The sequence below is a fragment of the Kitasatospora sp. NPDC001225 genome (assembly GCF_053597855.1).
Genome location: NZ_JBSFJC010000002.1, coordinates 56,431 through 74,375 on the forward strand (window position 1 = coordinate 56,431; position 17,945 = coordinate 74,375).

The window sequence follows — 17,945 nt, forward strand, 5'->3', positions numbered from 1 at the left end:
CATCTCACTGTTCGGTGTCGGTGAGCCAGCGCGCTTCGGTGTCCCACTCGATGCCGCCACCGAGCGGCCGGAGGTAGGCGCGGCCGTGCTGCCACCCCATGAAGGCGGCCCAGCGGCCCGAGCGGACGTCGAAGACCCGCTCGCCGACGGTCGAGGGCCGGTAGGGGGTGGTCGGCGGCGCCACCCGTCGCACGGGCGGCGCCGCCGGGGTCATGGCGGAGGCGTTCATCCGCGCTTCGGGGATGGCGTCGCCGCACTGCGCGCATCGGCACGGCGGGAAGTTCCGCCGCAGGACGAGGCTTTCGCCGCATTGACTGTTCGTCATATCCACCGATTAGTTCCTCTCTGTTGCTATCCCCTCACCAAGAGTGGCCAATCACGGCTAGCATCGGAAGAGCTTCACTTTGACAGCGAGCACTGTGGAATCGGGTAATCACCATGCCCCATCGGGAAGTAGACCCCACCTCGTCGCCGGACGCGGCCATCGGCGTTCAGCTCCGGCGCTTCCGCAAGGCCAGGGGGCTCACGCAGGTCCAGCTCGGGCGGCGGACCAACTACAGCGATTCACTCATCTCCATGATCGAGAACGGCGACCGCCCCGCGCCGCTGCCCCTCGTTCGGCGGTGCGACAAGGAACTCGACACCTGCCAGGCGCTTGAACTCCTGTACTGGACGGCCAAGAGCAGCGCCTTGATCGGCGGGTTCCTCGCCTACATCGAGCACGAGCGCAAGGCCACCGCCCTCAAGATCTACGAGATGAACGTCATCCCCGGGTTGCTCCAGACGCGGGCCTACGCCTCCGCGCTCATCTACGCCGCGGCCCGGCGGGGCGACATCCCCGAGGAGAAGGCCATCGAGCGCCTGAATGTCCGGATGGCGCGGCAGGCCCTGCTGTACCGGGACCCGGCCCCCTCCGTCCACATCATCATGGAGGAGAGCTGCCTGCGGCCCGTCGGCGGCCCCTTCGTCATGGCCGAGCAGCTCCGTCGACTGGAGAGCGTCGCCGGCCTTCCCCACGTCATGCTGCAGATCGCGCCGTCCAGCCTGGGCGAGAACCTCCCCTCGAGCAAGCCGTTCACGCTCCTGACCTCCCCGGACGGGGACTGGATGGCCTACCTCGAAACCATCCAACGGGGCTACGTCGAGCGGGACGACGAGGACAAGATCCGTTCCCTGTCAAGGGTTTACGATTGGCTCCAGGCCCAAGCCCTCTCATGTGCGGACTCGCTGGCGCTCATCCGCACCCGCCTCAAGGAGATCCAAGCCATGTTCCCCATCGCGACGGTCAAGCCCGCCTCCTGGTTGAAGTCCTCGTACAGCGACGGCGGCGGCCAGTGCATCGAGGTCGCCCCCGGCCTCCCGGGCATCCTCCCCGTCCGCGACAGCAAGGACCCTGACGGCCCGCAGCTCGCCTTCGGTACGGACGCCTGGCAGTCCTTCATCGCGGGCGTCAAGTCCGGCGAGTTCGGGAGCGTCTGACTCCCTCGCCGCCCTGCCGCTTCGGCAGGGCGGCGGCACCACTGCTCAGCGGGCCCCGGCGACGAGGAAGCGGCCGGAGCGCCAGTGCAGTCGGGCCGGGCCGCCGGTGGGCCAGTCGTGGTTCAGGTGGCGGCGGTCGCGGCCGAGGGCGCCGAGGGCGTGGGGGCGCAGGGTGCCGCTCCTCAGGCCGGTGGCCTCCTCAGGGGTCACCGGCATGATCGTCACGTACTGGGCGTCGTCCCCGCCCATCCAGTCGACGACCTCGGTGAAGATCCACACGAACCGCTGCGAACACCCCAGGCAGCGCCGCAGGTTGACGGCGAAGCGCGAGCCGTCCACCACTTCCGCCTCGTGCTCGAAGCCCTCCCGCTGCCGCCCCCACACCGCCCGTTCGTCCTCGCCGTAGCACTTCGCGCAACCGAACTCCGCCATCGGCCTACCCATCGGTCGACTCCCTGTTCCGCGACGTCCCGTGTCGCGGCCCATGATGCCCGCAGGGCCCCACCGACCGGCCGCACCGTCACCCGACCGGGGAACAATTCACGGGCCGTTCCCGCGCAGTTCGCGCCCCAGGGCGGACATCCGCACGGCGGGTTGACGCACCCGGGGCCCGGCTCGGCCCGGTTCGTCCCGGCCCGAGCCGGTTCGCCCCGGTTCACCCCGGCTCGGGCTTCGGGCCGCACACCTCGGAGTCCAGGCCGACTGCCCTCGCGCCCGAACGGGCCTTCACGGCGAAGGGTGGCACGGACATGTCCCAGATTTCTGGGATTCTCCTCGCCCACCGACCTCGCGCAGAATCGGCGTCAGGCACCCCGGTGAGCACGGGAGCCCGCCAAGTCACCCGTCGGAGAGGGGAGTTGATCAGCGATGTCACGCTCCTTCAAGCGCGCCGATGACAAGGCCTGGCGGACCCGCTCCCGGTCGCTGACGCTCGGCTGACGAACGGCTCTGACCCCGCACCCCACCCCGCCCGGCGCGCCGCCTCCGCGGCCGCCGGGGGATCAGGGTCAGGGCAGGGGGCGCGCCGGCCGGAGCCTCGGCCGGCCACCCCCGTCAGTCGGTCTCCAGCAGGAGGGCCGGGAGGGCTTCCTCCCGCACCAGGTCGCGCGGCAGGGTGAGGCCGAAGTGGCGGCCGAGCACCTCCAGGCAGGTGCGGTGGAGGTCGTCGCCCGCGCGGTCGTGGTCGGGCAGGCCGACGGCGGCCAGCTCGGCCGTCAGGGCGGCGGCGGTGGCCGGCTCGCCCTGGACGTCGCCGGGGCCCCAGGAGGGGTCCAGGTGGAGGTTGAGGGAGCAGACCTCCCGCCCCTCCCGGTGGGCGCTGAAGAACGGCGGCACCGGCTTGCCGTTCTCCTCCTCGAACTCCAGGTGGTAGACCTCGGCGCCGCCGCGCGAGACCTCCGGCCGGACGCTCAGCTCCCCCTGCCAGTAGCCGTACGCCACCGCGAAGGCGAGGTCGCCGCTGCGCCCGTGGTGCAGCGCGATGTCCTCGATGCCGCCGGCGAACTCCAGCTCGTACTCCTCCACCAGGTCCTCGGCGGTGAGCTCGTCGAGCGGCCGCGCCGTGCGCTCCGGGAGCCCTTCGGCGAGCCGGGCCGCCAGTTCCTCCGGCTCCAGGCCGCGGGCGAGCACGACGCTGTAACCTCCGTAGGCGATCGATTCGGGTTCGGCGAGCCAGGTGAGTGCGTCCGTCATGATGATCATCCTGCCGCACCCACCCGCTCGTTCGGTATTCCGAACGATCCGACCGTCCATCGAACCGCCCGCCGAGCCGGCCACCGAACCGCCCGTCAGGCCGTCCGATACCGGAGCCCCGGCGCCGGAGCGTCAGTGCCAGAGCCCCCACGCGGCCGGCCGGACCGGCGAGGCCTCGGCGAGGTGGCCGTGCTGCTCGGCCCGGTACTGCAGCACCAGCACCGAGCGGACCGGCTCGCCGTCCAGCGCGGTGTAGGCGTGCGGGAGCGCGGCGTCGAAGCCGATGTAGTCGCCCGGGCCGAGCTCGATCTCGCGGCCGTCCACCCGCACGCCCAGCCGGCCGGCCTGGACGACGGTGTGCTCGGTGCCGGTGTGGCCGCCGGACTCCTGCGCGGCGCCGGTGCGCACCACCTGGTCGTAGAGCTCGAACACGGTGTCCCCGGACTCGATCCGGCGCAGCGGCCGCAGGTCGACGCCCCGCCCGCTGAGCACCTCGGCCTCGGCCGCCCGCACCACCGTCACCTCGCCGGCCGGCCGGGCCTCGACCAGGTCGGAGATCGGCACGCCGAGCACCCGGGACAGCCCGAGCACCGTCTCCAGCGTCGGGTTGCCGGCCCCGGACTCCAGCTGGGAGAGCGTCGCCTTGCCGACCCCGGCCCGCCGGGACAGCTCGGACAGCGACAGTCCGCGCTGGGCCCGCACCCGCTTCAGGTTGGCGGCGAGGACGCCCCGGACGGATTCCTCGGCGTCGTTCACGCTGGGCCTCTTCTCTTGCGGCAGTGTTCGATATACCGTACGGGACGCACACCGACGGACGGGGCAGCGTAGCGAAACACCCCGCTGCCCTCACCCTCACCAGGAGACCGCAGTGACCGAGCCCGCCGAGACCACCGAGCCCGCCGAGACCATCAAGTACCGGAAGAACGGCCTGACCCGCGGGGTCACGGACGAGCTCGCGGAGAGCATGAAGCAGGGCTGGGCCGACACCGAGCGCACCGCCCTGGAGCCCGTCCCGCAGGCCGCGCACACCGCCCGCCGCCGCGCCGCGCTGTCCGCCGCCTACCCCGGCGAGCTGCTGGTCGTCCCGGCCGGCAACCCCAAGGTTCGGGCCAACGACACCGACTACCCGTTCCGCCCCTCCTCCGACTACGCCTACCTGACCGGCGACCAGTCCGAGGACGGCGTCCTGGTGCTCGCCCCGACCGGGGACAGCGGCCACGAGGCCGTGCTCTACCTGCGCGACCGCTCCCGCACCGACAACGGCGAGTTCTGGCTGGACGGCCACGGCGAGCTGTGGGACGGCCGCCGCAACAGCCTGACCGAGAGCGAGCGGCTGTTCGGCCTGCCCTGCCGGGACGTGCGCACCGCCCGCGCGGACCTGCGCGCCGCCACCGGCCCGGCGCGCGTGCTGCGCCGCCACGACGCGGGCGTCGAGGAGGCCCTCGCGGACCGGATCACCGCCGAGCGGGACGAGGAGTTCGAGGTCTTCCTGTCCGGGCTGCGCCTGGTCAAGGACGCGTTCGAGATCGAGGAGCTGCGCTTCGCCTGCGCCGCCACCGCCCGCGGCTTCGAGGACGTGGTCCGCGTCCTCGGCACCGACTCCGACACCGCCGAGCGGCTGATCGAGGGCACCTTCTTCGTCCGCGCCCGGGTCGAGGGCAACAGCGTGGGCTACAGCACCATCGCCGCGGCCGGCCCGCACGCCACCACCCTGCACTGGGTGCGCAACAACGGCCACGCCCGCCCCGGCGACCTCCTGTTGCTCGACGCCGGCGTGGAGACCAACCACCTCTACACCGCCGACGTCACCCGCACCCTCCCGGTCAGCGGCCGCTTCACCGAGCTCCAGCGCAAGGTCTACGACGCCGTGTACGCGGCCCAGGAGGCCGGCATCGCGGCCGTCCGGCCGGGCGGGCGGTTCCGCGACTTCCACCACGCCGCCCAGCGCGAGCTCGCCGAACACCTCACCGCCTGGGGCCTGTTCGGCGACCTGAGCGCCGACAAGGTGTACGAGCTGGGCCTGCACCGCCGCTTCACCCTGGCGGGCACCGGCCACATGCTGGGCATCGACGTCCACGACTGCGCCCACTCCCGCACCGAGGAGCACGTCGACGGCCCGCTGGAGCCGGGCATGGTGCTCACCGTCGAGCCGGGCATCTACTTCCAGGAGAACGACCTGACGGTGCCGGAGGAGTACCGGGGCATCGGGGTGCGGATCGAGGACGACATCCTGGTCACCGAGGACGGCAACGAGAACCTCTCCGCCGACCTCCCGCGCCGCTCCGACGAGGTCGAGGCCTGGCTGGCCCGGCTGCGCGGCTGAGCAGCGGAAGAGCGGCACCGGGGCGTACCCGGTGCCGCTCGCGCCGTACGACTACCTGAGCCGCTCCGGCTACTTCAGCTGCTGCAGCGCCACGCCCACCCGCCGCACGGCGGCCTCGACGTCGTCGGGCATCCGGCTGGTGAAACAGAGCCGGAAGAAGCCCGGCTCCGCGTTGTGCATGGTCCCGCCGGGCAGCAGGGAGACCTCGGTGGGCTTGGCGGCGAGGTAGCGGAACAGCCACTCCTCGTTCGGGTCGAGCCCGTCCGGCCCGATGGCCGGCAGCCCGTTCACGTGCTCGCCGGGCGCGCGCTTGCCGAGGTACCTGGTGAGGTCGAGCCAGAAGAACATCGCGGCGTTGTCGCCGTCCTGGTGGACGCACTCGATCCCGGCGGCGTCCAGGGCGTCCTTGGTCCTGCGGAAGCTCGCGCTCAGCAGCGTGCGGTACTCGCGCATCGCGTACACCGGGTAGGGCTCCCCGTCGACGGTGGCCTTGAACAGCTCCCCGATGACGTAGGTCTTCAGCGAGTCGAACGGGGTGAACCAGGGCAGCGCGCGGGTCTGTTCGGCCGGGTCGTCGCTGCCGAGCATGGCGCGGTGCACGGCCTCGTTCTTGGAGATGACGAACCCCGTGCGGAAGCCGGACAGCCCGAAGTCCTTGGCGAAGCCCCAGACCACGTGGACCCGGTCGGTGTGCTCCTGGTACGCGTCCAGGGCCACCGCGCTGGTGAACGGCGTCGTCCCGGTGTCGAGTTGGGAGTGGCAGTAGATCTCGTCGGAGATGATGTGGAGGTCGGTGTGCGCGAGCGCCCAGCCGTAGATCTCGTCGAGCAGTTCCTTCGGGTAGTTGACGCCCAGCGGGTTGTGCGGATTGGTGAGGACGAGCAGCCGCGGGTTGTGCCCGGCCTCCTTCCGCGCCTCGTAGGCGTTCACGATCAGGTTCAGGGTGAGCCGGTAGCGGTCCTCCCCGTGGGTGGGCAGGTGCACCGGGACGCACTTCAGCTTGGGCCGTTCCTGGAACGACCAGTTGAAGCCCTGCCAGTACGGCGCCGGGATCAGCACCTCGTCCCCCGGCTTGAGCGGCACGCCGCCCGTCCCCTGCCGCCGCATGAGCCCGTAGGCGATGCACTCCAGCGCGGAGGAGACCCCGGCGCAGCCGAAGACGTCCTCCATCACGACCGTGCGGCCGAACGCCCGGGTGAGCAGGTCCGCCGCCTGCTGACGGAGCCACGGGATGCCGACCGGGGCCATGTACTTGATGTTCAGCTCGGGGATCAGCCGGATCTTCTCGAAGACGTCCCGCTGCATCGAGTCGTGGTAGAGCAGGACGTTCTCCGCGACGGACAGGTCGACAGCGGTGTCCGGCGCCAGGTGCTGGTGGTAGAAGGCGAGGGCCTGCTCGAAGTCGGGCAGGCCGGCGTGCAGGTCGGCGATCGCCTGGGGCGAGGCGATCCTGAGTCCGTTCTCGGTGATGGTCATGGTGGGTCCCCTGTCGGGTGGGCGGGTCCGGCAGCGCGCCAGCAAGGGTGCCGGAAGGGTGCCGAACGGCGCCGGACACGGCCGGACGATGCCGTTCGCACACGCATCGGCCCCAGCCGACCACGCCCCGGAAGCGGCCGCCAGCGCTCGGCGGCCGTCCGGACGGCGGGCGCGCCCCGGCCCGCCGTCCGGACCGGGGACCCGCTTCAGCCCGCCGTCCGTGATGCCGGTGCCCTTGGCCGGTCAGCCCAGTCGCCACACCGTCGTGGTCTTGACCGCGGTGTCCTCCAGGTCCGCGACCACCGGCACCTGGTACGCCGCCACCGCGGTGAACCGGTCCCGGGGCAGGTAGGCCCGGCCCGGGTCGCCGACGACGACGGTCGCGCCGCGCGCCACGGCCCGCTCCAGGAAGGGCAGGAAGCGGGCGGCCATGGCCCGTTCGTAGAAGACGTCACCCGCGAGCACCACCTCGGCGGGCCCGCCGTCGCCGTCCACCAGGTCCACCAGGGCGCCGTCCACCCGGACCCCGTTGGCCTCGGCGTTCAGCCCGATCGCGGCCACCGCGTAGGCGTCGATCTCGGCGGCGCGCACCTCCGTCGCCCCGCGCAGCGCGGCGGCCACCCCGACCAGCCCGGAGCCGGCCGCGACGTCCAACACCGTACGGCCGTCGACCAGTTCGGGGTGGTCCAGCACGTAGCGGGCGACCGCCACCCCGCCCGCCCAGGCGAAGGCCCAGAACGGCGGCGGCAGCCCGGCCCGCCCGCGCGCCCGTTCGGTGGTCTCCCACAGGGCGATGGCGTCCTCGGCCATGTGGAGGCTGATCTCGGGCACGAAGGGGACGGGCTTCAGCTCGGTCTCCCGCCGGATGAAGGCGAGGTCCTCGGCGGTCCGAGGACCGGACTGAGGATCGGGCTGAAGGGCGGGCGGGAGAGCGGATCGGAGAGTGCGCAGCTCACTCGGCATGTCCGCAGCATAGGGCCCGCGCGGGGGTGCTCCCCGCCACCCGCCCGGCGGGACGCCCCCGCCCGTGTGCCCGACGGCCGGGTTCACCACCGCTCGTTCACCTCCGCTCGTTCAACCCCGCTCGTCCACCACCCGCTTGATCTTCCCGACCGACCGCTCCAGCGTGTACGGGTCCACCACCTCGGCCGCGACGGTGATCCCGACCCCGTCCTTCACCGCCCGGACGATCTCCGCCCGCGCCGCCTCCCGCCGCTCCGCGGAGGCCTCCGGCCGGGCCTCCACCCGGACGGTCATGGTGTCCAGCCGCCCCTGCCGGCCGAGCCGCAGCTGGAAGTGCGGCGCGACGCCCGGGGTGCGCAGCAGGATCTCCTCGATCTGGGTCGGGAAGACGTTCACCCCGCGCAGGATGATCATGTCGTCGCTGCGCCCGGTGACCTTCTCCATCCGCCGGAACGCCGGCCGCGCGGTGCCGGGCAGCAGTCGGCTGAGGTCGCGGGTGCGGTAGCGGATGATCGGCAGCGCCTCCTTGGTGAGCGAGGTGAAGACCAGTTCGCCGCCCTCCCCCTCGGGCAGCACCTCGTCGGTGAACGGGTCGACGACCTCCGGGTAGAAGTGGTCCTCCCAGATGTGCAGCCCGTCCTTGGTCTCCACGCACTCCTGCGCGATGCCCGGGCCGACCACCTCGGAGAGGCCGTAGATGTCGACGGCGTGCAGGTCGAGCCGCTCCTCGATCTCGCGCCGCATCTCCTCCGTCCACGGCTCGGCCCCGAAGATGCCGATCCGCAGCGAGGTGCTCCGCGGGTCGACGCCCTGCCGCTCGAACTCGTCGAGCAGGGTCAGCAGGTAGGACGGGGTGATCATGATGATCTCGGGCTCGAAGTCGAGGATCAGCCGCACCTGGCGGGCCGTCATGCCGCCGGAGGCCGGGATGACGGTGCAGCCGGCCCGCTCGGCGCCGTAGTGCGCGCCCAGGCCGCCGGTGAACAGGCCGTAGCCGTACGCGATGTGCGCCTTGTGGCCGGGCCGGCCGCCGGCCGCGCGGATCGAGCGGGCGACCACGTCGGCCCACATGGAGAGGTCGTTGTCGGTGTAGCCGACCACGGTCGGCAGTCCGGTGGTGCCGCTGGAGGCGTGGATCCGGCGGACCCGCTCCATCGGGACGGCGAACATGCCGAAGGGGTAGCCCTCGCGCAGGTCTGCCTTGGTGGTGAAGGGGAAACGGGCGAGGTCGTCCAGGGTGCGGCAGTCCTCGGGGCGGACGCCGGCCGCGTCGAACTTGCGGCGGTAGAGCTCGACGTTGTCGTAGGCGTGCCGCAGGGTGGCCCGCAGCCGGGTGAGCTGGTGGGCGCGCAGCTCGTCCGGACCCATCCGCTCGCCGGCGTCCAGGAGCTCGGGCGGTAGTGGCTCCCCGAGGTGTCGGCGCGGGACGGGTGCGGTGCCGGTCATCGTCGCTCCTTCGCTGCTCTGCCGATTTCGCTGCTCTGCCGAGGTTCGCCCGCATCGAGGACGCCCAGGCCGAGATCACCGACCGATCGTTCGGTCAGCCCCCTGCGCTCCATTGATCCAGTACCCGAACCACCTGTCAAGGGATCGCGCGGACCTTCCGGAATGTGAAGTTCCGACCGCTTCGCGGCGACTTCGTGTCGAGAGCTTGGCTAGCCGATATGAAAATCATTACAGAAGTTTGACTTGCTTCCGCCCTTCACCGCCCCGCCCCCATGGTTCAGTAGTGCGGTTTCTGTCCCGCACCCCGGAGTGATCACCGTGCCCACGACTCCCGCCCTGGTCAGCGCGCTGCGCGAACTCGGCGACCGACCCGCCGTCGTCGCCGACGGGCGCGCGATCAGCGGCATCGGCCTGCTGCTCGGCGTCTCCCCGCCGGGCGGACTCCCCCAGGCCCTCGCCCGCCGCATAGCCGAGCACGCCGCCCTGCCGCCCTCCGCCGCCCGGGCCGCCGAACAGCGGCTGCGCTACTGGGCCGGCGTCCTCGGCGCGCCCCCGATCCGGCACACCGTGCTGCACCCCGTCACCGACCTCGCCGTCGACCTCGCCCTCGCCACCCTCCTGGCCGGCGGCACCGTACACTGCGGCGACCCCGACCAGCGGCCCGAGCAGCAGCTCGAAGCCGTCGCCACCGCCCGGGCCACCCACCTCAGCCTGCCCTCCGCCCTGCTCTGGCGGCTCAGCGGACAGCCCGGCCTCGCCGCCCACGACCTCGCCGCGCTGCGCCTGGTCCTGCACGTCGGCCCCGAACCCCGGCAGGAGGACGTGTACGCCGCCGTCGACGCGCTCGGCGCCGTCCTCGCCCACGTCCGCGCCCCGGACAGCAACGCCGAGGCCGCCGACCGCCGACTGCGCGCCGACGCCGCCAACGCCGCGGCCGCCGCCTGGAAGTACGGCATCGGCGTCACCGCCGAGCAGGTCCACGACTTCGGGGCCCAGCTCGACCGGGCCGTACTCGCCGCCCTCCTGCACACCCTCCAGCAGAACGGCGTGCTCACCGACCCCGCCCGCGGCTACCCCGAGGCCGAGGTCCTCGCCGCCGCCATGGTCACCCCCGCCCAGCGCCCCCGGGTCGTCCGCTGGCTGGACGCACTCGCCCGGCACGGCCTGCTCACCCGGCGGGACGGCGGGGCCCAGGGCCCGGTCTTCCACGGCCGGCCCGGGCCGGACGCCGCCGAGGTCCGGGAGGCCTGGCGCCCCGCCGCCGAGACCTGGGCCGACGGGCTCGGCCCGGCCGCCGCCCTGGACCGGGTCCGGCGCGGCGCCCTGCGGCTGCCCCGGCTGATCACCGGCCAGGAGGCCCCCCGGCCGGACGCCTCCCCCGTCCGCTGGGCCGCCTCCCGCGGCTTCCTCGGCGCCGCCCTCGGCGCGCTGGTGCGCGGCACCGCCGAGGCCCACCAGGGGCCCGGGCCGCTGCGCGTCCTCGAACTGGACGCGGAGGGCGGCGAGCCCGCCGTCGCCCGCGCCCTCGCCACCCGGCCCCGGCCGAACACCGAGCACCACTCGGCCCCCGACGGCGGCCGCTACGACGTCGTCATCGCGAGCGCGGGCGGGGGCGGGGGCGCGGTGGCGGGCGCGGTGGCGGGCGCGGGCGGGCTGGCGGTGGAACCGGTGCAGGACGTCCCGGCGCTGGTCCGGCTGCTCACCCCCGGCGGCCGGCTCCTGCTGCTCGCCCCCACCACCGAACAGCTCGACCTGCTGATCACCGGCGACGCCCACGGCCTCACCGCCCGCCCGGCCGAGCAGTGGCGGGCGGCGCTCACCGCCGCGGGCTGCCCGACGGTGCTGACCCTGCCGGAGGACGGACACCCGATGGGGTTGCTGGGGCAGCGACTGTTCGCGGCCCGGGTGGACTGACGGGCGGGCGGGGGTGTGGCTGGCTACGCTCAAAAGTCATGACCACTTCCGCGCGTCCGGTCCGACCCGCCCGCGGGTCCACCGACTCCCTCCGTTCCCTCCGCTCGATCCGCTCGATCGTGTCCGTCCGGTCGATCGACTCGATCGGGTCGATGCTGTCGACCGGCTCGATCGGATCCGCCCTCTCCATCGGCTCGATCGGCTCGGTGCTGTCCATCGGCTCGATCGGGTCGGTGCTGTCCATCGGCTCGATCGGCTCCGTCCTCTCCCTCGGCTCGATCGGCTCGGCCTGCTCGACCCTCGGCGTCCTGTCGGCCAGCTCCCGGCGCGGCCTCGGCCCGCTGCTGTCGGAACGTTCCCTCCGGTCGGTGCTGTCCCGGCGGCTCCCCTACCGGCCCGCCGTGGCCGGGCGGTGAAGTCCGGATCACGCACCGCCACCCGATCCGTACCATTTCGATACCGAAGCCTGGATGAGCTGCGGAGATCCTCGCCGCCCGGGCCCGTCCCCGGGTAGGCTCCGCTTGTCCTCCGGCCCTCGCGCAGGCGGCCCCCTGCCGCCCTGCCGCGTTCTCCGGGGGCGCACCCCCGCGGGCCATTCGGTGGGCACCGCGCACTCGACACCGCGCGCCAGGGCAGTCGCGCGAACGGCGAAGGGCATCGCATTGGCGGATCGGCTCACCGGAGGAGACTCCTCGCTGCTGCGGCGGATCAACGCGGCGGTCACGCTTCGGGCGCTGCGGAACGGCCACTCCGTGACCCTCACTCAGCTCGTCGGCGAGACCGGGCTCTCCCGCCCGACGGTCGAGGGCGTGATCGAGGGCCTGGTCGAGACCGGACTGGTCGCCGAGGTCGAGCAGCCGAGGGAGGACGGCCAGCCGGGCACCGGCCGCCGCGGCCGCCCCGCCCGCTGGTTCCGCTTCCGCGCCGAGGCCGGGCACATCCTCGGCATCGAGATCGGCGTGCACGACATCCGGGTCATCCTCGCCGACCTCACCGGCGAGGTGGTGGGCAGTCACTTCAAGCCGGTGGACGAGACCCTCGACGCCGAGGACCGGCTCGCCGCCGTCCGCACCGCCGTCGCCGAGGTGCTGCGCAAGGCCGGCATCTCCCGCGACAACCTGTGGGCGGTCGGCATCGGCACCCCCGGCATCGTCGACCGCGAGGGCACCGTCCAACTGGGCACCGCGATGCCCGGCTGGACCGGCCTCGACCTCGGCGCCAAGCTGCGGCGCTCGTTCCGCTGCCCGGTCCTGATCGAGAACGACGCCAACCTGGCCGCCATCGCCGAGCACTGGCAGGGATCGGCGGTCGGCGCCGACGACGTCGTCTTCGTGATGGCCGGCCTCAGCCCGGGCGCCGGCTCCCTCATCGGCGGCAGGCTGCACCGCGGCTTCGGCGGCGCGGCAGGCGAGATCGGCGCCCTGCACCTGCTCGGCCAGGAGGTCACCCCCGAGCGCCTGCTGTCCACCACCGGAAAGCCCCTCAACCCGCTGGACGAGGCCGCCGTGGCCCGCGTACTGCGGCTGGCCCGGGAGGGCGACGAGGTCGCCAAGGTCGCCATGGACCGCTTCCTCACCCGCCTCGTCCAGGGCGTCGCCGCACTCGTCCTGGCCATCGACCCCCAGCTGGTGGTCATCGGCGGCTGGGCGGCCGGCCTCGACGGCGTCCTGGACCCGCTGCGCGAACGCCTGGCCCAGTTCACCCTGCGCGCCCCCGAAGTCGCCCTGGCGGCCCTCGGCTCGGAGGTCGTGGCGATGGGCGCCCTGCGCGTCGCCCTCGACCACGTCGAGGAGCAGCTCTTCGCCGTCGACCCGCCCCGGGCCTGACGCCGCGCTCAAGGAGCGGGGGTCAGCTCAGGGCGCGAAGTCCGGGTCGGTCAGGTCGAGGGTGAGCGTGCTGCCCCAGTCGTTGACGAAGTGCGCCAGCGGCCAGTCGACGGACGCCCCGACGAACGGGTTGCCGGTCGACGTGGTCAGGAGCCACCGCAGTCCGCGGTCCGGTCCGAGCCGACCGATGAAGCCAAGGTGCCCGAGGCCGCTGTCACCGTGGACCACGTAGCCCAGCCCGTCCGGCAGTTCGACCTCGTCGATGACCTCGACGCTGCCCGCGTCCCACGGCGGATCGGCCACCAGGGCCGCCACGTCCACCGGCCCGCCCAGCTCCAGCCGGAGGTGCTCCGGCCCGTCGATCTCCGCCTCCCGGGCCGTGCCGTCCGCCCGGAACAGGCAGTCGAAGGCCAGCACCTCCGACCTCGCCCACGATGCGAGGACCGCGTTCACCGGTCGCCCCCGTCCTCACCCATTGCGTGGCTGTGCCACTGCCACGCGGGACGCTACCAGGCGACCCGGCCCGGTTGACGGCAGGGCCCCAACGGCAAAGGCCCGGACGCCAGTTGGCGCCCGGGCCTCGACCTGAGGGTTTCCGGAAAATGGTTCAGGGGCTTCAGGGGTTCAGGGATTCACGGGCGGTGCGTCAGGAGGCGGTACGGACCTCGGCCGTCGCACCGACCGGGGTGACCTCGACGAGTCCGGCCTCGCCGAAGGTCAGCTTGCAGGTGTCCGCCCGGTAGGTGGCCACCGCCAGCGCCACCAGCCGGCCGGCCGAGGCGTACTGGGTGGTCATGACCAGGACGGGCGCGCCCGGCGGGCGCTCCAGCAGGGCGGCCTGCTCGGCCTCGGCGACACCCAGCTCGACCGAGCGGGACTCGCCGTCCACCTCCAGGCGCTCCAGCTGGCGCAGCACCGAACGGGCGCGGTCGCTCTCGGCACGGAAGCCCGGCAGGTGCGGCAGCGCGGCGGCCGGGACGTGCAGCGACTCGCTGGCCACCGCGCGGCCCTCCACCAGGCGGACCCGGCGCACGGTGTGCACGGTGGCGCCCTCGGCGATGCCGAGGCCCTTCGCCAGCTGCGCGGAGGCGGGGGCGGTGGTGCAGTCGACCGTCCGCCAGGACTGGCTGCGCGCGGCGCCGGGCCAGCCCTCCTCCTGCCGGTTGACCGGGACGCCGACCCGCGGGGCGGCGATCAGGGTGCCGATCCCCCGGCGGCGCACCAGGCGGCCCTCCAGCTCCAGCTGGTCGAGCGCCTGACGCAGCGTGGCCCGGGCGACGCCGAAGCGGGCCGAGAGCTCGCGCTCGTTGGGCAGCACCTGACCGGTGGAGAACTCCGAGTCGATGGCCCGCAGCAGCACCGTGCGCAGGTGCCAGTACTTCGGCTCCGGCACCGCCGAAAGCTGTCCTGTCGTCCCCACCGCGTCCTCCACCCGTGAGTTTGTCCGCCCTGCGACAAGGAGGGCGGATCCCGAGCCCACTGTCCGCAGTCGCGGCAGGTGGGAGAGCGGGCCTTTATCCGTCCTTCTTTATTAAAGGTCCTTGCAGTAAGTGACCCTAGGTGCTCCGTCCGGAGATGGTCAAGACCAATGGCGGGGCTCGATGGGACTGCCGCACATCTTCATGCCGCGTTCACGACAGCTCCTGTCAGCCGCTGCCACCACCATCGACACCCTCCGACGGGACCCGCCCGACCCCGCGCGTCACGGTTCGGGCCGGGAACGCCCAGTCGGTAGGCTGCTCGGGTGATCGTGGTGACGAGTGTGAACGTGAACGGAATCCGGGCGGCGGCCAGGAAGGGCTTCGTCGAATGGCTGGCCGGCACCGAGGCGGACGTGGTCTGCCTCCAGGAGGTGCGCTCCGAACCCGAGCAGCTACCCGTCGAACTGCGCGACCTGGACGGCTGGCACGCCGTCTGGGCCCCCGCCGCCACCAAGGGCCGGGCCGGCGTCGCCATCCTCTCCCGCGCGGAACCGCAGCGAACGGCGATCGGATTCGGCTCGGACGAATTCGACAATTCGGGCAGGTACGTCGAAATCGACCTGCCCGGCCTGACCATCGCCAGCCTCTACCTCCCCTCCGGCAAAGTCGGCACCGAGCGCCAGGAGGAGAAGGAACGCTTCATGGCGGAATTCCTCGTCCACCTCACCGCCCTGCGCGCCCGCGCCGCCGCCGACGGCCGCGAGGTCGTCGTCTGCGGCGACTGGAACATCGCCCACCGCCCCGAGGACCTCAAGAACTGGAAGGCCAACCAGAAGTCCGCCGGCTTCCTCCCCGAAGAACGCGCCTGGCTCTCCCGCGTCTACGACGAGGCCGGCTACGTCGACGTCGTCCGCGCCCTCCACCCCGACCGCACCGGCCCCTACTCCTGGTGGTCCTACCGCGGCCGCGCCTTCGACAACGACTCCGGCTGGCGCATCGACCTCCAGGTCACCACCCCCACGCTGGCCACCCGCGCCACCGACGCCCGCGTCGAGCGCGCCGACACCCACGCCGAGCGGTGGTCCGACCACGCCCCGGTCACCGTGGCCTACGACGTGGACAACTGACCGACGCATAGCACCACTTGGGCAGGCTGGAGGTGCCCCGGTGCGCGGTTGTACCGCACACCGGGGCACCTCCTCGCCCCGCCGTCCCCAAGCGTCTTCGACCCGGGAACCTCCACCGTGCCCCTGGTCAGCGTCAGCCCGCCTGCGAAGTCCCGCTCGCCACTTGCCATCCAGTCCACCATCACCACAAAGCCAGCCGGCTCCACCACCAACAACCCATGAGCTCTACTATGGATAGCCAACCGAATCGAACTGAATCAAATAGCGCTCGCTGAAGCGAATCACCGCAGGTCAGCAAGCGTCGGCCCCGCGCTCGCGGGGGTTGCTCAGCACGTCGGCGGCCAGGCCATGGTCATGGACTGTCGGCCCCGCGCTCGCGGGGGTTGCTCCTGCGGTCGCTGCGGGCAGTCCTTCCGCAAGGCGTCGGCCCCGCGCTCGCGGGGGTTGCTCTGCGTCGACCTCTACCGGCAGGCCCTCACCGGGGTCGGCCCCGCGCTCGCGGGGGTTGCTCAAGGCCGGCGCCCCTCCCGTCGAGTGGAAGGGGGTCGGCCCCGCGCTCGCGGGGGTTGCTCGGTGAGGAAGCGCTTCTCGCTCATCCCCGACCCGTCGGCCCCGCGCTCGCGGGGGTTGCTCCTTGCTGCCGGTCACCGGACGATCCGCCGCTCGGTCGGCCCCGCGCTCGCGGGGGTTGCTCCGCCCTCGGCGAGGACTGGCCCCGGATCGGCCCGTCGGCCCCGCGCTCGCGGGGGTTGCTCCAGCGCGGCGTCGCGCTGCGGGCCGGGCGGCAGGTCGGCCCCGCGCTCGCGGGGGTTGCTCTGAGGCTGCTGGGGTTGTCGCGCCCCCTGTCGCGTCGGCCCCGCGCTCGCGGGGGTTGCTCCGTCCAGTCCCTGGTCGAGGGGCACGGCCAGTACGTCGGCCCCGCGCTCGCGGGGGTTGCTCCTCCCGCAGACGGCAAGCCAGTTGGCGCAGGGCGTCGGCCCCGCGCTCGCGGGGGTTGCTCCCGGGTGTTGGCGAGAGCGCCGGCAGGGTGGACGTCGGCCCCGCGCTCGCGGGGGTTGCTCTCCCCCGCCCCGTGTCCCCCGTTTTGGCAGGGGGTCGGCCCCGCGCTCGCGGGGGTTGCTCGCCGTCCACCCCGCCGGCCCCGCCCTCCCCCACGTCGGCCCCGCGCTCGCGGGGGTTGCTCCTCACCGAGCGCACCGGCGCGGCGAGAGGCACCGGTCGGCCCCGCGCTCGCGGGGGTTGCTCCGCCCACATCGCCGCGACGCCCGCGAGCTGCGGGTCGGCCCCGCGCTCGCGGGGGTTGCTCCCATGGACATCAACGTCCTGTTCACCGAGCCCGGTCGGCCCCGCGCTCGCGGGGGTTGCTCCTCGTCGCTGCGGGTGGAGAGTTCGCCGACGAGGTCGGCCCCGCGCTCGCGGGGGTTGCTCGCCCGGATTCTTCCGCCGCTGACCGCCACACACGTCGGCCCCGCGCTCGCGGGGGTTGCTCCGGGATCATGGTCTCCAGGACGTGGTAGCCCTCGTCGGCCCCGCGCTCGCGGGGGTTGCTCCGGGATCATGGTCTCCAGGACGTGGTAGCCCTCGTCGGCCCCGCGCTCGCGGGGGTTGCTCCGGGCGTCCGACCGTCGGATCCGCGGCCCGGACGTCGGCCCCGCGCTCGCGGGGGTTGCTCCCTGAGCGTCACCGTGCTGCACGCCGGCCAGGAGTCGGCCCCGCGCTCGCGGGGGTTGCTCGCGATTCGTGGTTGTCCCACGTGGACGTAGACGGTCGGCCCCGCGCTCGCGGGGGTTGCTCGGCGAGCCCGCCAGATAGTCGAAGCGTCGCCGTGTCGGCCCCGCGCTCGCGGGGGTTGCTCCGCCCGCATCGGCCAGCTCCCGCAGGACGCCCTGTCGGCCCCGCGCTCGCGGGGGTTGCTCCGGGGTGCCGGCCGGGCAGCAGCCGCCGGCCAGGGTCGGCCCCGCGCTCGCGGGGGTTGCTCTCGGCTCTGCAGAAAGTGACATGACAGGGCGACGTCGGCCCCGCGCTCGCGGGGGTTGCTCTGCACGGTGCCGACCAGGGCGTGCAGGTCCCGGGTCGGCCCCGCGCTCGCGGGGGTTGCTCCGTCGCCGAAGCCATCGAGCAGATGGCCGACAAGTCGGCCCCGCGCTCGCGGGGGTTGCTCCCTGTACCGGGAGTTCCGGAAGGGCATCCTCGAGTCGGCCCCGCGCTCGCGGGGGTTGCTCTCCCTCTTCCCCGTGTCCAGTGGTGGGGAGGAAGTCGGCCCCGCGCTCGCGGGGGT

The 17,945-nt window shown here is 73.3% G+C and carries 15 protein-coding genes and 1 CRISPR repeat array (1 of these 16 running past the window's edge); of the genes, 6 read left to right on the forward strand and 9 right to left on the reverse strand.

Annotation, left to right across the window (positions count from 1 at the left end; genetic code table 11):
* Nucleotides 1-4: 4 nt before the first annotated feature.
* Nucleotides 5-229, reverse strand: coding sequence for a hypothetical protein (locus tag ACWDCZ_RS01010; protein WP_049653013.1), 225 nt, complete (start codon nucleotides 227-229; stop codon nucleotides 5-7).
* A gap of 209 nt (nucleotides 230-438) precedes the next feature.
* On the opposite strand from ACWDCZ_RS01010, the gene ACWDCZ_RS01015 reads away from it, so the two are divergent.
* Nucleotides 439-1,479: a helix-turn-helix domain-containing protein gene (locus ACWDCZ_RS01015; RefSeq protein WP_449814869.1), complete on the forward strand. Its 1,041-nt coding sequence runs from the start codon at nucleotides 439-441 to the stop codon at nucleotides 1,477-1,479.
* Between the two features lie 45 nt (nucleotides 1,480-1,524).
* On the opposite strand, the gene ACWDCZ_RS01020 is transcribed toward ACWDCZ_RS01015, so the two are convergent.
* The 3 genes from ACWDCZ_RS01020 to ACWDCZ_RS01030 all read right to left on the reverse strand — a co-directional run bounded on the left by ACWDCZ_RS01020 (nucleotide 1,525) and on the right by ACWDCZ_RS01030 (nucleotide 3,927).
* Nucleotides 1,525-1,923, reverse strand: a complete 399-nt coding sequence (locus tag ACWDCZ_RS01020) for a hypothetical protein (RefSeq protein WP_375873604.1) — start codon at nucleotides 1,921-1,923, stop codon at nucleotides 1,525-1,527.
* 609 nt (nucleotides 1,924-2,532) lie between these two features.
* Nucleotides 2,533-3,171: a hypothetical protein gene (locus ACWDCZ_RS01025; protein WP_449814870.1), complete on the reverse strand. Its 639-nt coding sequence runs from the start codon at nucleotides 3,169-3,171 to the stop codon at nucleotides 2,533-2,535.
* 132 nt (nucleotides 3,172-3,303) lie between these two features.
* Nucleotides 3,304-3,927 carry a helix-turn-helix domain-containing protein gene (locus ACWDCZ_RS01030; RefSeq protein ID WP_074003770.1) on the reverse strand — a complete coding sequence of 208 codons (624 nt, stop codon included), beginning with the start codon at nucleotides 3,925-3,927 and terminating at the stop codon, nucleotides 3,304-3,306.
* Nucleotides 3,928-4,039: 112 nt separating this feature from the next.
* On the opposite strand from ACWDCZ_RS01030, the gene ACWDCZ_RS01035 reads away from it, so the two are divergent.
* Nucleotides 4,040-5,494 (forward strand): aminopeptidase P family protein, encoded by a 1,455-nt coding sequence (locus ACWDCZ_RS01035; RefSeq protein ID WP_449814871.1) that lies wholly within the window; start codon nucleotides 4,040-4,042, stop codon nucleotides 5,492-5,494.
* Between the two features lie 69 nt (nucleotides 5,495-5,563).
* Here the strand turns inward: ACWDCZ_RS01035 and ACWDCZ_RS01040 are convergent, their stop codons facing one another.
* From ACWDCZ_RS01040 to paaK, 3 genes are all read right to left on the reverse strand, one after another.
* Complete coding sequence (locus ACWDCZ_RS01040; protein WP_449814872.1) at nucleotides 5,564-6,970, reverse strand: pyridoxal phosphate-dependent aminotransferase; 1,407 nt, start codon at nucleotides 6,968-6,970, stop codon at nucleotides 5,564-5,566.
* A gap of 243 nt (nucleotides 6,971-7,213) precedes the next feature.
* The gene (locus tag ACWDCZ_RS01045) at nucleotides 7,214-7,933 is read right to left on the reverse strand and encodes a class I SAM-dependent methyltransferase (protein WP_449814873.1); all 720 of its coding nucleotides are present in this window, start codon (nucleotides 7,931-7,933) and stop codon (nucleotides 7,214-7,216) included.
* Between the two features lie 111 nt (nucleotides 7,934-8,044).
* A complete protein-coding gene (gene paaK, locus ACWDCZ_RS01050) occupies nucleotides 8,045-9,379 on the reverse strand; it encodes a phenylacetate--CoA ligase PaaK (RefSeq protein WP_449814874.1) in 1,335 nt (444 codons plus the stop codon).
* A gap of 318 nt (nucleotides 9,380-9,697) precedes the next feature.
* Here paaK and ACWDCZ_RS01055 point away from each other — a divergent pair, with 318 nt between their 5' ends.
* The 3 genes from ACWDCZ_RS01055 (at nucleotide 9,698) to ACWDCZ_RS01065 (ending at nucleotide 13,119) form a co-directional block, all read left to right on the forward strand.
* Nucleotides 9,698-11,293, forward strand: a complete 1,596-nt coding sequence (locus tag ACWDCZ_RS01055; RefSeq protein WP_449814875.1) for a hypothetical protein — start codon at nucleotides 9,698-9,700, stop codon at nucleotides 11,291-11,293.
* 38 nt (nucleotides 11,294-11,331) lie between these two features.
* Nucleotides 11,332-11,709, forward strand: a complete 378-nt coding sequence (locus ACWDCZ_RS01060) for a hypothetical protein (protein WP_449814876.1) — start codon at nucleotides 11,332-11,334, stop codon at nucleotides 11,707-11,709.
* 246 nt (nucleotides 11,710-11,955) lie between these two features.
* Complete coding sequence (locus tag ACWDCZ_RS01065) at nucleotides 11,956-13,119, forward strand: ROK family protein (RefSeq protein WP_049649337.1); 1,164 nt, start codon at nucleotides 11,956-11,958, stop codon at nucleotides 13,117-13,119.
* 27 nt (nucleotides 13,120-13,146) lie between these two features.
* On the opposite strand, the gene ACWDCZ_RS01070 is transcribed toward ACWDCZ_RS01065, so the two are convergent.
* Complete coding sequence (locus ACWDCZ_RS01070) at nucleotides 13,147-13,572, reverse strand: hypothetical protein (RefSeq protein WP_375873598.1); 426 nt, start codon at nucleotides 13,570-13,572, stop codon at nucleotides 13,147-13,149.
* Between the two features lie 193 nt (nucleotides 13,573-13,765).
* Nucleotides 13,766-14,539 carry a GntR family transcriptional regulator gene (locus tag ACWDCZ_RS01075; RefSeq protein WP_380744369.1) on the reverse strand — a complete coding sequence of 258 codons (774 nt, stop codon included), beginning with the start codon at nucleotides 14,537-14,539 and terminating at the stop codon, nucleotides 13,766-13,768.
* A 324-nt stretch (nucleotides 14,540-14,863) separates the two neighbouring features.
* Between ACWDCZ_RS01075 and ACWDCZ_RS01080 the strand changes: the two genes are divergently transcribed.
* Nucleotides 14,864-15,667, forward strand: a complete 804-nt coding sequence (locus tag ACWDCZ_RS01080) for an exodeoxyribonuclease III (RefSeq protein ID WP_449814877.1) — start codon at nucleotides 14,864-14,866, stop codon at nucleotides 15,665-15,667.
* A 300-nt stretch (nucleotides 15,668-15,967) separates the two neighbouring features.
* A CRISPR array of direct repeats spans nucleotides 15,968-17,945; the repeat unit is 28 nt; unit sequence GTCGGCCCCGCGCTCGCGGGGGTTGCTC; it runs 919 nt beyond the window's last position.